This is a genomic window from Escherichia sp. MOD1-EC7003 (assembly GCF_002965065.1).
Lineage (GTDB): Bacteria > Pseudomonadota > Gammaproteobacteria > Enterobacterales > Enterobacteriaceae > Escherichia.
In genome coordinates, this window is record NZ_PTRE01000079.1 from 1 (window position 1) to 12,953 (window position 12,953).

The following is a 12,953-nucleotide window of genomic DNA, read 5'->3' on the forward strand; positions in this document are numbered from 1 at the left end:
TACTTACTCATGCAAGCTCCTGGGGATTCACTCGCTTGCCGCCTTCCTGCAACTCGAATTATTTAGACTATAGAAGCGTAATAATTAACAAATTGATAAAACAAAATTAAAATAGTTTCTGATAAAAGAAAATAAAGACATAGACCGTATAATGAGTGGTGTTTGGTATTTCGTGGCGAAAAAAGAGCAATGCCAATTTTATGCACGTAATGGCATTGCCCGATGTACAGCAAAGTTAAGGCGTAGGTTCCACCTCTTTTTGTTTTACCGGCTGTGTTGTTGATTCGCTGAGTGGACGCGTCGCCGGAACATTGTCACACGGTTGCTCTTTCGGGCAGATCAAATCCAGCATTTTCAGCGTGACGCCATTGGTCCAGCCAAAGCCATCCTGCAATGGATATTCGCCACCGCCGCCCCCCGTTCCGGTGGTGCTGACATCATATTTCTCCACCAGCTTTTTCTCCCGGTCATAGGTGTGCTGAACATTGGTCAGGAAGTGCCAGCTAATGTCCATCGCCACCTCTTTTTGCCCGTAGTTTTGTAATCCTTCTGTCGCGACCCACTGCAACGGTGCCCAACCATTTGGCGCATCCCATTGTTGACCACTTTTCACCGATGTGGTGTTCAGGCCGCCTGGTTGCAGCAGATGTGTTTTCGTCGCCGTCGCCATTTTGCTGGCGCGATCTTTCGCTGCCACATTGACGTACAGCGGGAACAGGGCGGCTGCGGTTAACTGATTGCGCACTTTATGACTTTTCAGGTCGTAATCGGCATACCAGCCTTGTTGATCGTTCCACAGGTATTTTTCGATCCCTTTTTGACGGGCATTCGCCAGCGTATCGTACTGGTTTGCCATCGCGTTATCTCCGGCAGCTTTGCTGGCGCGGGCGAGGATTTTTTCCATTTTAAACATCAGGCTGTTCAGATCGACCGGTACGATGCTGGTGGTGCGTAAGGTATTTAACTGCTGCGGATTGTCCATCCAGCGCGAACTGAAATCCCAGCCAGAAGCAGCGGCAGAGCGCAGGTCGCGGTAAATTTCAGTGGCAGGCCGGTTCGGATTGCTTTTGGCTGTGGCAATATCTTCCACCCATGCCTCCGGTCGTGGCGTATCGCGATCGTCCCAGTAGCGGTTGAGAAGGGTTCCATCCTGAAGTTTTACAACGCGTTTTTCCTGTTGTCCGGCTTGCAGGTTTTCAACACCGTCCATCCAGTAAGCATATTCTTTTTGCATTTGCGGCAGGTATTGCTTCAACGCGGCATCGCCTTCATGCTGCGCCAGTAACTCTACCATCAGGGCAAAGAAAGGGGGTTGTGAGCGACTTAAATAGTAACTGCGGTTGCCGTTGGGAATATGACCGTAGGTGTCTATTTCATGAGCAAAATTGGTCACCATATCCGCGACTTTATCCCAGTGACCGCTTTCGGCAAGTCCTGACATGGTGAAGTAACTGTCCCAGTAATATACCTCGCGAAAACGTCCACCCGGCACGACATAAGGTTCTGGCAGCGGCAACAGAGAATCCCATTTTTCGGTGTTTTCGGTAGAACGCGTTAATACTGGCCAAAGTCCGTCAATATGTTCGCGCAGCGACTGCCCTTCTGGTGGAACATATTTCTCTCCCTCTTTCGGCAGGGTGAAATTGACGTCAACGAAATGGCGCAGATCAAAACCGCTCTGATTTTGCTGCATCCGATAATCAGCAAGGATCATCAGTGGATCGCTGTTCGGTACGGCATCGGCAAAGGTTTTTTGGTCCGGAAAAAGTTTGGCGTTTTGCACATCATTAAACAGCGGCCCTAACAAAATATCAGGCGGCTGTGGCGTTACTGGTGTTTCTTCTGCCTGCACCGATAGCGCAGCGAAACACAACAAAACGCAGGCTGGAATTGACGCCATTTTTTGCGGGCGAGAAGGGGCGGGGGCTTTCATCAATCATTCTCCTTTAGCGAAACCGAATAAAACGGTATTCAAGTATCAGAAAACCTTAGTTCAGGATCGCACTAACTGCATGATCGAAATCTCATTCTGCGAACTGTCAGGCATTTTAGAAAAGGGAATTAAAGGGATAAATCACGGCGAAATAGAGTGATCAAATAACATCTGTTTCTTAGCCAGTCAGCGACGTTAGGTTCGCGATTAGCGAAGAAAAAATCATCATAATTTGGTGAAAAATATTACAGGCAGTTAAAAAACATCCGTGCAGAATTGCACCGGTAAACGTGTTTCTCGGAGCAAATTTATAGCTAAGTAAATTGCCGGATGGCATCAGAACGATGCCATCTTAACGGAGGTTTAACTCTGACGGCTGAAACGTTGCGTTTTAACGTCCAGCGTTAGCGTTTCTTCAGGTTGTATCGCATACAGTTTCTCACCTTGCTGGCAAATCCAGCCAATCCCCAATTCACGGGCGATTAGGGCGCTGTGGGATACCGGACTTCCGGCGCTAAGGCAGATACCTTTTACAACCGCCGGATCCAGTTGCAGTACAGTGGAGGGATAAATGTTCTCTGCTAGTAAAATGGTTGGCGAGTTAAATTGCGGGAGTTCTTCTTTCGTTTGGGTCAGGTGGATCAGGGTGCGATGCAGAAGATCGTCCACATCAATATAGCGAGCCTGTAGATATTCATCATCCAGTTGCTGGTATTGCTGGCTAAGTTCTTTAAGAACGTGCTGCCAGGCATATTCTGCCGTGCAATGTTCATGCTGAAGAAGTTCGCTTGCCGCCGCCAGCAGTTCCTGATCATCTAACAGTGTATGGTGACCGGAAAAGATCGCGGCAATATCGTCAAGCCCACTGGCTTCAGCTTTCGCTGTTAACGTCATCAGATCTAATAACGTGAAATCAATGGCCTGACGTAATCGTTCTTGTTCTTCTTCCACGGTCAGGGTTGATTTTGCCTGTACCGTACATAAAACCGGTTGATAATAAAAAACTTTACCCGAAACAGGAGGAACGGGACGCAGAGTAAGTGGAGCAATTTCCTCCGTTTCACCAAAGTTGTCTTCAGCCAGCTGACGGAAAGCGACCAGCGCCTCTTCAGCCTCTGGCCCTTTCGCAATCAGGCGCAGCGTATCGTTATAGCGAACTTGTAGTAGCGCGATCTGGTTAATACTCTCCGGTGTGACGCATTTGCCGTTTTTCTCCAGCAACATATCGGCATTAAATGTCGATAAGGTATAAACCAACCGGGAGGCCGGACGTACGTGAAGGCCGTTGCGGTTTTTAATTACTATAGCCAGAGAACGGGCTTCTTCATCGTACGGTGAACATGTATTAGAGATTCCAGTGTCGGAGGACGGTAAACCCAGTTGTTCACGTTTGGCTTCCAGCGCATGCATGGCGTCATAGATAACTTTGTCGATATCTGCCCCTGAGGCCGCGCTGACCGTTGCTGCCAGTGTACCTTCGACCAAGGGTGCAGCACACAAACGTACTTTTGTGGCGATCTCGGGAGCCAGCAATTCCAGCGCAGTTTCAGCACTCAATAATGCGCTACCCATATCCATCATGACCAGCACATGGTCGGCATCGGCCACAGACTTGATGGCCTCCATCACTTTGACGGCATCTGTACCAATGGGATTTTGTGGATCGTCAATTCCCGCGGCAATGGCGATTTTACAACTATCACTCATTAACATCTGACGGGCTAATTCACCGACACCTTCTCCCAGTCGGCTGCTATGTGAAACTATGACCAGGTTTACCATCACCAGTTCCTTACTCTTTTGCGGCTAACGCCAGCATTTGCATCATAAACATCACCGAGGTCGCGCCGGGATCCTGGTGACCAATACTGCGTTCACCGAGATAACTGGCGCGGCCTTTGCGGGCTTGCATCGTAATCGTACTTTGTGCAGCGGATTCGGCGACGCTACTGGCAGCTTCGAGGGCTGCCGGAACAGAGAGATTTTGCTCGCTGGACTGACGTAACGATTCCACCACCGGCACCCAGACATCACACATGGTTTTATCGCCAGGTTCGGCTTTCCCACGACTGATTACGCCGTCCGCACCATCGCGGAACATCAGATAAAGCTCTTCCAGCGTCAGGCTTTGCCGTGCCTGGGTCGCCTGTGCGGCGCGGATAAAAAAAGTGCCGAACAGTGGACCACTGGCACCACCAACGCTGGAAAGCAGCGTCATGCCGGTATTCTTGAGAATGAAACCGATATCTTTATCTGCGATAGCTGGTAGTTTTTCTACCACCTTGCTAAAGCCACGGTTCATATTTAGTCCATGGTCAGCGTCGCCAATTTCGCGATCCAGTCCAGTAAGATACTCGCTCTCTGTGCTGAAAATATCGCCACAACGAGTGAGCCAGTTAACAATTTGAGTTCTGCTCAGTGACATTGTTATCTCCTTATTTACCCCAGTTAAGGGCCGGGGTGTGGACCGGGGCGTCCCAGAGTGCCAGCGTTTCGTCATCAACTTTCAGTAAGGTGATAGAGAAACCGGTCATATCCAGTGAAGTGCAGTACGCGCCAATTAAATTACGCTCGATAGTTAATCCCGCTTGCTGGCAACGTGTGGTCAGGCGGTTATAGACGCCGTACAGCTCAGAAAGCGGCGTTGCGCCAAGATTGTTAACCAGCGCAATCACCCGATCGCCAGACTGGAGTGGTTGTTTGGTTTGTGATTCTTCCTGCCAGCTGCCTTGTTGATAATCCCAGAAACGCAAAATGCGATGGTATGAGCCATTTTCCAGCAGGGTGTTGAACATTTCATCGACGGTTTGATCAAGGGAAGAGAAGGGGCGGCGGTCAATACCCGGTTCACCATGAATGCCGACGCCAAACTCCATCTCATTATCTGCCAGGGTAAAAGAAGGTTTGCCCGCGGCAGGAACGGTACAGGCACCGAGGGCGATACCTATTGAGTGGCCTTGATTATTCAACTTACGCCCCAGCTCCGCACAGGCGTCCAGTGAGTCGCCACGCTCTGCTGCTGCGCCTACGAGTTTTTCAATTAATACGGTGTTGGCAACGCCGCGCCGCCCGGCGGTATAAAGACTGTCTTTTACTGCAACGTCGTCATCAATGACCACAGTGGTCACTTTTACGCCGCTATCGTGCAGTAACTCGGTCGCTGTTTCGAAGTTAAGAATATCGCCGGTGTAATTTTTGATAATCAACAGAACACCTTCGCCGCCATCAATTTGCATGGCGCATTCAAAGATTTTATCGGGCGTCGGTGAGGTGAAAATTTCGCCCGGACAGGCCCCCGAAAGCATCCCCTGACCGATATAACCGCAGTGCATCGGCTCGTGCCCGCTGCCGCCACCCGACAGCAGGGCGACTTTTCCTGCAACCGGGGCATCAGCTCGGGTGACATACACCGGGTCCTGATGCAGTGTCAGCGATGGATGCGCTTTCGCGAGTCCTGCCAGTTGTTCGTTCAGTACGTCTTGCACATCATTGATCAATTTTTTCATTATTTTGCTCCAGCAATTATGGTAGGGCATGGATGATGTTCAACGACACGGCGACCACTGACTGCCGATGAATCCATTGTGCATCAGGCAAGGGAAAAGAAAATTAGCCCAAAATATGTTTCATAGTGAAACATATTCTTTAATGAATGTTCCATATTGAAACTTTTACGTGTATTAATACTAAAAATTGCGAGCCGGAACACCTTTTGTCATAAAGGATGCGGGATATGAGTGGCGCTTTTAACAACGATGATCGGGTCATCTCTCCCTTAATTGCAGCCTCCTGGGAGCGATGCAATAAGCTGATGAAACGGGAGACATGGAGCGTACCGCACCAGGCGCAGGGCATGACATTTGCTTCTATTTATCGGCGTAAGAAAGCGATGCTGACGCTCGGGCAGGCGGCACTGGAAGATGCGTGGGAATATATGGCACCGCGAGCGTGTGCGCTGCTTATTCTCGATGAAACCGCCTGTATTCTCAGCCGTAATGGCGATCCGCAAACGTTGCAGCAACTGGGGGCGCTGGGATTCAATGACGGTACGTATTGCGCCGAGGGAATTATTGGTACTTGTGCGCTATCGTTAGCTGCTATCTCTGGTCAGGCCGTGAAAACGATGTCCGATCAACATTTCAAACAGGCGCTCTGGAACTGGGCCTTTTGTGCAACGCCGCTGTTTGACAGCAAGGGCCGATTGACAGGAACAATAGCGCTGGCGTGTCCGGTTGAGCAAACTACCGCAGCTGATTTGCCGTTGACGTTGGCAATCGCACGCGAGGTCGGAAATTTACTGCTGACGGACAGTCTGCTCGCTGAAACTAACCGTCATTTAAATCAACTTAATGCCCTGTTAGAAAGTATGGATGATGGCGTCATTAGCTGGGACGAGCAGGGTAATTTGCAATTTATCAATGCCCAGGCGGCGCGGGTCTTGCGCCTTGACGCGACGGCAAGTCAGGGAAGGGCGATCACTGAACTCTTAACGTTACCTGCCGTATTGCAACAAGCAATAAAACAAGCACATCCGCTCAAACACGTAGAAGCAACCTTTGAAAGTCAGCACCAGTTTATTGATGCGGTGGTCACCCTTAAACCGATAATAGAAACGCAGGGAACCAGCTTTATTTTGTTGCTCCATCCCGTAGAACAGATGCGGCAGTTGATGACCAGTCAATTAGGAAAAGTCAGCCATACCTTCGCTCATATGTCACAGGACGATCCGCAAACCCGCCGCTTGATTCATTTTGGCCGCCAGGCAGCGCGCAGTAGCTTTCCTGTCCTGCTTTGTGGAGAAGAGGGCGTGGGCAAGGCATTGCTAAGTGAGGCTATTCATAATGAAAGCGAGCGTGCAGCAGGTCCTTATATCGCCGTCAATTGTGAGTTATATGGTGATGCGGCGCTGGTGGAAGAATTTATTGGCGGCGATCGCGTGGACAATGAAAATGGCCGTCTGAGTCGGCTGGAACTGGCGCACGGCGGCACGCTATTTCTTGAAAAGATTGAATATCTGGCGGTGGAGCTACAGTCTGCTTTGCTTCAGGTTATCAAGCAGGGTGTTATCACGCGATTGGATGCGCGGCGTTTAATACCGGTTGATGTCAAAGTGATTGCCACAACGACCGCGGACCTGGCAATGCTGGTGGAACAAAATCGTTTTAGTCGCCAGTTGTATTACGCGCTGCATGCGTTTGAAATTACCATCCCGCCTCTGCGTATGCGGCGCGGCAGCATTCCGGCGCTGGTGAATAACAAATTACGCAGTCTTGAAAAACGCTTCTCTACGCGTCTGAAAATTGATGACGATGCCCTCGCTCGCCTGGTTTCTTGTGCATGGCCAGGCAACGATTTTGAACTTTACAGCGTCATCGAGAATCTTGCACTGAGTAGCGATAACGGGCGCATTCGCGTCAGTGATTTACCTGAACATCTGTTTACCGAGCAGGCAACAGATGATGTGAGCGCTACGCGCCTTTCCACCAGTCTGTCATTTGCTGAAGTTGAAAAAGAGGCAATTATTAACGCAGCTCAGGTCACAGGCGGTCGTATGCAGGAAATGTCAGCTTTACTTGGGATTGGCCGCACCACACTGTGGAGAAAAATGAAGCAATATGGCATTGATGCGAGTCAGTTCAGGCGGCGGGGCTGATCGGCAGAAACAAATAAGCCATTATGTGACGCTACATAATGGCTTATTTTAGCGCCAGCTTTAAGACGCAAATGCTGGTCGTTGCGGGGCTTAACGTATTAAACGTTGAACAGGAAGTTCATCACATCGCCATCTTTAACGATGTAATCTTTACCTTCTGCACGCATTCTACCGGCTTCTTTCGCACCTTGTTCACCTTTGTAAGTGATGAAATCTTCAAACGCGATGGTTTGTGCACGGATAAAGCCTTTTTCAAAATCAGTGTGGATTTTACCAGCTGCCTGCGGCGCGGTTGCACCAACCGGAATGGTCCATGCGCGCACTTCTTTCACCCCAGCGGTGAAGTAAGTTTGCAGATTCAGCAGTTTATAACCAGCACGGATCACTCGGTTCAGGCCTGGCTCTTCTAGCCCAAGTTCTTGCATGAACTCGTCACGTTCTTCGTCGTCCAGTTCGGCAATGTCTGCTTCAACAGCCGCACAAACCGGAACCACAACAGAACCTTCTTTCGCCGCAATTTCACGCACCTGGTCAAGATACGGGTTGTTTTCAAAACCGTCTTCGTTGACGTTGGCGATGTACATTGTTGGTTTCAGCGTCAGGAAACTCAGGTAACGAATGGCCGCTTTCTCTTCAGCACTTAAATCCAGCGCGCGCAGCATACCTGCGTTTTCCAGTTGTGGCAGGCATTTTTCCAGTACCGCCAGCTCGGCTTTTGCGTCTTTATCGCCACCTTTGGCTTTCTTCTGTACGCGATGAATCGCACGTTCGCAGGTGTCGAGGTCTGCCAACGCCAGTTCGGTGTTGATAACTTCAATATCGTCTGCCGGGTTAACTTTACCGGAAACGTGAATAATGTTGTCATTTTCAAAGCAGCGAACAACGTGACCGATCGCTTCGGTTTCACGGATGTTGGTCAGGAACTGGTTACCCAGACCTTCGCCTTTCGATGCACCTTTTACCAGACCGGCGATATCGACAAATTCCATGGTCGTGGGAAGCGTACGCTGCGGTTTTACGATTTCAGCCAGTTGATCCAGGCGAGGGTCAGGCATTGGAACAACGCCTGTGTTCGGCTCGATGGTGCAGAATGGAAAATTGGCCGCTTCAATACCGGCTTTGGTCAGCGCGTTGAACAGGGTAGATTTCCCGACGTTGGGCAAACCGACGATACCGCATTTGAATCCCATGATTTAAATCACCTTAATATCTTAATAATCAACCTGTTATTGCTAACAGATTGCAGAAATGGAAATAACTTTGCCTATTATACACGGCACTCGGCAAAAATGCCGCAGACAACGACTTATTGTGCTTTAAAGGCGTGCAATCGGTTCGTTGCTTTGGTCAAGCCATCTGTAAACCACATTTCAGTACAACGTGCCGCTTCGTCGATGGCTTCATCAATTAACTTCTGTTCACTAACAGGTGGTTTGCCTAACACAAAACCGACAACTTTATTTTTATCGCCCGGATGACCGATTCCGATGCGTAAACGGTGAAAGTTAGGGTTATTACCCAATTTACTGATGATGTCTTTCAATCCATTGTGACCACCATGGCCACCGCCCAACTTAAATTTGGCGACGCCAGGAGGCAGATCCAGTTCGTCGTGGGCCACCAGAATTTCGTCCGGATTAATACGGAAAAAACTGGCCATCGCCGCAACGGCTTTGCCGCTGAGATTCATAAATGTGGTCGGGACTAACAGACGGACATCTTCGCTTGCGAGGGTAACTCGCGAGGTATAACCAAAGAATTTAGCCTCTTCGCGCAGGGGCGCGCGTAAACGCTCCGCCAATAAGTCAACGAACCAGGCGCCAGCATTATGTCGCGTTGCGGCGTATTCAGCGCCGGGGTTCGCCAGGCCGACAATCAATTTAATCGTCACGTTTTTTTGTCCTGAGTGAGTACATAACTGGCGCGTAGTTTACTGGTTGCGGCCCCGCTTGACAAAAAACAGCGTCTCAAACGCCGATAACGTAATAATTGCCTGTATGGACTATTAGATAGTCAAGGTGTTCAGGCGTTTATTTGTAAAGTTTTGTTGAAATAAGGGTTGTAATTGTGAGCACGCCCGCACATAACCTACAGGGTGTTGTCTATACTTTACACATAAGGAAGAGGGGGATTCCCTGTTACAACCCAGAAAGTTCCGGAGGTGACATATGAAACGCAAAAACGCTTCGTTACTCGGTAACGTGCTTATGGGGTTGGGTCTGGTGGTGATGGTGGTCGGTGTGGGGTATTCAATCCTCAACCAGTTACCACAGTTTTCTATGCCCCAGTATTTCGCACATGGTGCAGTGCTAAGTATTTTCGTCGGGGCCATTCTCTGGCTGGCGGGTGCTCGTGTTGGCGGGCATGAACAGGTGTGCGACCGTTACTGGTGGGTTCGCCACTATGACAAACGTTGCCGCCGTAGCGATAATCGCCGTCATAGCTAACAAATAATGCAGTTTGCTGACCAGTCAGTTTGCGCTGACTGGTCAATTTTGTACTTATAAATCTGCCATCGCCGCGCGACGATTCGGGAAGAACGCAAGGCGTCCCGGGATCGGTTGAATGCCTGCGCGAGCCATAGTGCGCAGTGGCTGGAATTCCACGTTGCACACGCGCAGTTCACATCCTTCGGGGAGACGCTTCACAAAGCGCTGGAACGCATCAAGACCACCAGCATCCAGTACCGGAACGGCATCCCACTTGAGAATAACAATCCGTTTGCCTTCAATGCGTGACTCGAGGTCCGTGAACAAGCCTTCTGCGGCAGCAAAAAACAGCGGGCCAATAACGCGTAGAACCAGGACATCGCCTGGAACGTCTGCGACTACCGGCGCCAGGCGAGTCATGCGCGCAATACGACGCATAAACAGCAGCGATGCCAGCACGATCCCCACGCTGATAGCAATAACCATATCAAACAGCACGGTCAGCGACATACACAGCAGCATGACGATGATGTCATCTTTCGGCGCATGACGCAGTAAGTCGACCACTTTGTGCGCTTCACTCATGTTCCATGCCACCATCAACAGCAGGGCTGCCATGGCAGAAAGCGGCAGCCAGGAGAGCAGCGGTGCCAGTACCAGTAGGGCAAGAATAACCAGAATAGAGTGGATCACCGCCGAGATAGGGGACGTTGCCCCGGCACGGACGTTAGCGGCAGAACGCGCGATGGCAGCTGTAGCGGTGATCCCCCCAAAGAACGGAGCGATAATATTCCCCAGTCCCTGTCCAACCAGTTCGCTGTTTGCTTTGTGTTTAGTCCCGGTCATACCATCCAGTACCACGGCGCAAAGCAAAGATTCGATTGCGCCAAGCATTGCCATTGAGAATGCCGCAGGAAGCAGGGTGCGAATAGAATCCCAGGTTAGCGTGAATTCTGAATTAGGCAGGTCCCACGGCAGTACCAGTTGCGGCAGCAGTTGTGGAATACCGTTACCCTGAGAACCATCGGCCAGGACGTAGTGGAATTGCGAACCGATGGTAGCAACATGTCCACCGAGCAGGTTAACAATCCCCATCACTGCACAACCTGCCAGCAAGGCCGGAAGGTGGCCGGGTAAACGAATACCCAAACGAGGCCAGAAAATCAGAATACCAAGCGTCACGATACCAATTGCGGCATCGCCTACGTTAATGGTCGGCAGCGCCATAAATAATGCGCCGACTTTTTGTAGATAATGTTCCGGGACATGGGCCATTTGCAGACCGAGAAAGTCTTTAATCTGCATAGTACCGATGGTGATCCCAATACCTGAGGTGAATCCTAAGGTAACGGAAACCGGAATATACTCAATCAGGCGACCAAAGCGTGCCAGCCCCATCAGGATCAAAAAGATCCCCGACAGCAACGTCGCAACCAGCAGCCCTGCCAGCCCAAACTGTTGCGAGACGGGATAGAGAATTACCACAAATGCCGCAGTCGGACCGGAAACGCTAAAACGCGATCCCCCCGTCAGAGCAATGACAATCCCTGCAACAGCGGCGGTATATAAACCGTACTGTGGCGCCACACCACTACCAATAGCTAACGCCATTGCCAGCGGGATAGCGATAATCCCGACGGTTATCCCGGCAATCAGGTCACGGGTAAACCGTGCGGCAGTATATTTTTCTTTCCAGCAAGCGTCGATCAGAGCGCGGAAAGGCATCACATGTGAGGAAAATATTTTGTTCACAATAATGTTTCATCCGTGAGCGCATCATCTGTCAACTAAATGGCAGGTGAAGGAGGCATAGGTCATACAAATGGATATTACAGACAAAAAAACCCGCCGCAGCGGGTCTTTGAGCCGGGTTCGATTAATGTTCGAACATGGCAGAGATCGATTCTTCGTTGCTGATACGACGAATCGCTTCGGCCAGCATACCTGACAGGGTCAGAGTACGCACGTTCGGCAGTGATTTGATTTCATCGCTCAGCGGAATGGTATCGCAGACAACGACTTCATCAATTACAGAGTTACGCAGGTTGTTCGCCGCGTTGCCAGAGAAGATCGGGTGAGTCGCGTACGCAAATACACGTTTAGCACCACGTTCTTTCAGCGCTTCAGCAGCTTTACACAGCGTACCGCCAGTGTCGATCATATCATCGACCAGTACGCAGTCACGACCTGCAACGTCACCGATGATATGCATCACCTGGGAAACGTTCGCACGCGGACGACGTTTGTCGATGATTGCCATATCGGTATCGTTCAGTAGCTTAGCGATAGCGCGGGCACGCACAACGCCGCCGATGTCTGGAGAAACCACAATTGGGTTATCCAGATTCAGCTGCAGCATGTCTTCCAGCAGGATCGGGCTACCAAATACGTTATCAACCGGAACGTCGAAGAACCCCTGAATCTGTTCAGCGTGCAGATCCACCGTCAGCACACGGTCAACACCGACGCTGGAGAGGAAATCTGCAACCACTTTTGCAGTGATTGGTACACGAGCGGAACGGACGCGACGGTCCTGGCGCGCATAGCCAAAGTAGGGGATAACAGCGGTGATACGACCTGCGGAAGCACGACGCAGGGCATCAACCATAACGACCAATTCCATCAGGTTGTCGTTAGTAGGGGCACAAGTGGACTGGATGATGAAAATATCACCACCGCGTACATTTTCATTAATTTGTACGCTGACTTCGCCATCGCTAAAGCGACCTACAGCGGCGTCGCCGAGTGAAGTGTACAGACGGTTGGCAATACGTTGTGCTAGTTCCGGGGTGGCGTTACCAGCAAAAAGCTTCATATCAGGCACGAGAAGAACCTCAGGCATGCGTCCATTGGTGGAAAGAATCTGCCGAAAACTGTGCGGGCCAGGCATGATTCTTTCCAGGCGGTGTATTAAAGAGCGCGATGCAACGTCTGGAAC

The 12,953-nt window shown here is 50.5% G+C and carries 10 protein-coding genes; 2 read left to right on the forward strand and 8 right to left on the reverse strand.

Annotated elements, in window-relative coordinates; genetic code table 11:
• Nucleotides 1-235: 235 nt before the first annotated feature.
• From treA to dhaK, 4 genes are all read right to left on the reverse strand, one after another.
• The gene (gene treA, locus A7090_RS14700; protein WP_105274579.1) at nucleotides 236-1,933 is read right to left on the reverse strand and encodes an alpha,alpha-trehalase; all 1,698 of its coding nucleotides are present in this window, start codon (nucleotides 1,931-1,933) and stop codon (nucleotides 236-238) included.
• 363 nt (nucleotides 1,934-2,296) lie between these two features.
• Nucleotides 2,297-3,715, reverse strand: coding sequence for a dihydroxyacetone kinase phosphoryl donor subunit DhaM (dhaM, locus tag A7090_RS14710; RefSeq protein WP_105274580.1), 1,419 nt, complete (start codon nucleotides 3,713-3,715; stop codon nucleotides 2,297-2,299).
• A gap of 10 nt (nucleotides 3,716-3,725) precedes the next feature.
• A complete protein-coding gene (gene dhaL, locus A7090_RS14715; RefSeq protein WP_105274581.1) occupies nucleotides 3,726-4,358 on the reverse strand; it encodes a dihydroxyacetone kinase subunit DhaL in 633 nt (210 codons plus the stop codon).
• Nucleotides 4,359-4,368: 10 nt separating this feature from the next.
• Nucleotides 4,369-5,439, reverse strand: a complete 1,071-nt coding sequence (gene dhaK, locus A7090_RS14720; protein WP_105274582.1) for a dihydroxyacetone kinase subunit DhaK — start codon at nucleotides 5,437-5,439, stop codon at nucleotides 4,369-4,371.
• Nucleotides 5,440-5,666: 227 nt separating this feature from the next.
• Between dhaK and dhaR the strand changes: the two genes are divergently transcribed.
• Nucleotides 5,667-7,586 carry a dihydroxyacetone kinase operon transcriptional regulator DhaR gene (gene dhaR / locus A7090_RS14725; protein ID WP_105274583.1) on the forward strand — a complete coding sequence of 640 codons (1,920 nt, stop codon included), beginning with the start codon at nucleotides 5,667-5,669 and terminating at the stop codon, nucleotides 7,584-7,586.
• A gap of 98 nt (nucleotides 7,587-7,684) precedes the next feature.
• Here dhaR and ychF read toward each other — a convergent pair whose 3' ends face one another.
• Together ychF and pth are read right to left on the reverse strand one after the other, a co-directional pair.
• A complete protein-coding gene (ychF, locus tag A7090_RS14730; protein WP_105274584.1) occupies nucleotides 7,685-8,776 on the reverse strand; it encodes a redox-regulated ATPase YchF in 1,092 nt (363 codons plus the stop codon).
• A 116-nt stretch (nucleotides 8,777-8,892) separates the two neighbouring features.
• Complete coding sequence (gene pth / locus A7090_RS14735; protein ID WP_105274585.1) at nucleotides 8,893-9,477, reverse strand: aminoacyl-tRNA hydrolase; 585 nt, start codon at nucleotides 9,475-9,477, stop codon at nucleotides 8,893-8,895.
• 277 nt (nucleotides 9,478-9,754) lie between these two features.
• On the opposite strand from pth, the gene ychH reads away from it, so the two are divergent.
• Complete coding sequence (gene ychH, locus A7090_RS14740) at nucleotides 9,755-10,033, forward strand: stress-induced protein YchH (RefSeq protein ID WP_105274586.1); 279 nt, start codon at nucleotides 9,755-9,757, stop codon at nucleotides 10,031-10,033.
• Between the two features lie 54 nt (nucleotides 10,034-10,087).
• Here ychH and dauA read toward each other — a convergent pair whose 3' ends face one another.
• Entirely contained in the window at nucleotides 10,088-11,767 is a 1,680-nt protein-coding gene (gene dauA, locus A7090_RS14745; RefSeq protein ID WP_105274587.1) for a C4-dicarboxylic acid transporter DauA, read from the reverse strand.
• A gap of 124 nt (nucleotides 11,768-11,891) precedes the next feature.
• Nucleotides 11,892-12,839 carry a ribose-phosphate diphosphokinase gene (gene prs, locus A7090_RS14755; RefSeq protein ID WP_001298109.1) on the reverse strand — a complete coding sequence of 316 codons (948 nt, stop codon included), beginning with the start codon at nucleotides 12,837-12,839 and terminating at the stop codon, nucleotides 11,892-11,894.
• Nucleotides 12,840-12,953 lie beyond the last annotated feature (114 nt).

Coding starts and splice junctions, on each gene's coding strand:
- treA (WP_105274579.1), bottom strand. CDS start 1,933: ATGAAAGCCCCCGCCCCTTCTCGCCCGCAAAAAATGGCGTCAATTCCA.
- dhaM (WP_105274580.1), bottom strand. CDS start 3,715: ATGGTAAACCTGGTCATAGTTTCACATAGCAGCCGACTGGGAGAAGGT.
- dhaL (WP_105274581.1), bottom strand. CDS start 4,358: ATGTCACTGAGCAGAACTCAAATTGTTAACTGGCTCACTCGTTGTGGC.
- dhaK (WP_105274582.1), bottom strand. CDS start 5,439: ATGAAAAAATTGATCAATGATGTGCAAGACGTACTGAACGAACAACTG.
- dhaR (WP_105274583.1), top strand. CDS start 5,667: ATGAGTGGCGCTTTTAACAACGATGATCGGGTCATCTCTCCCTTAATT.
- ychF (WP_105274584.1), bottom strand. CDS start 8,776: ATGGGATTCAAATGCGGTATCGTCGGTTTGCCCAACGTCGGGAAATCT.
- ychH (WP_105274586.1), top strand. CDS start 9,755: ATGAAACGCAAAAACGCTTCGTTACTCGGTAACGTGCTTATGGGGTTG.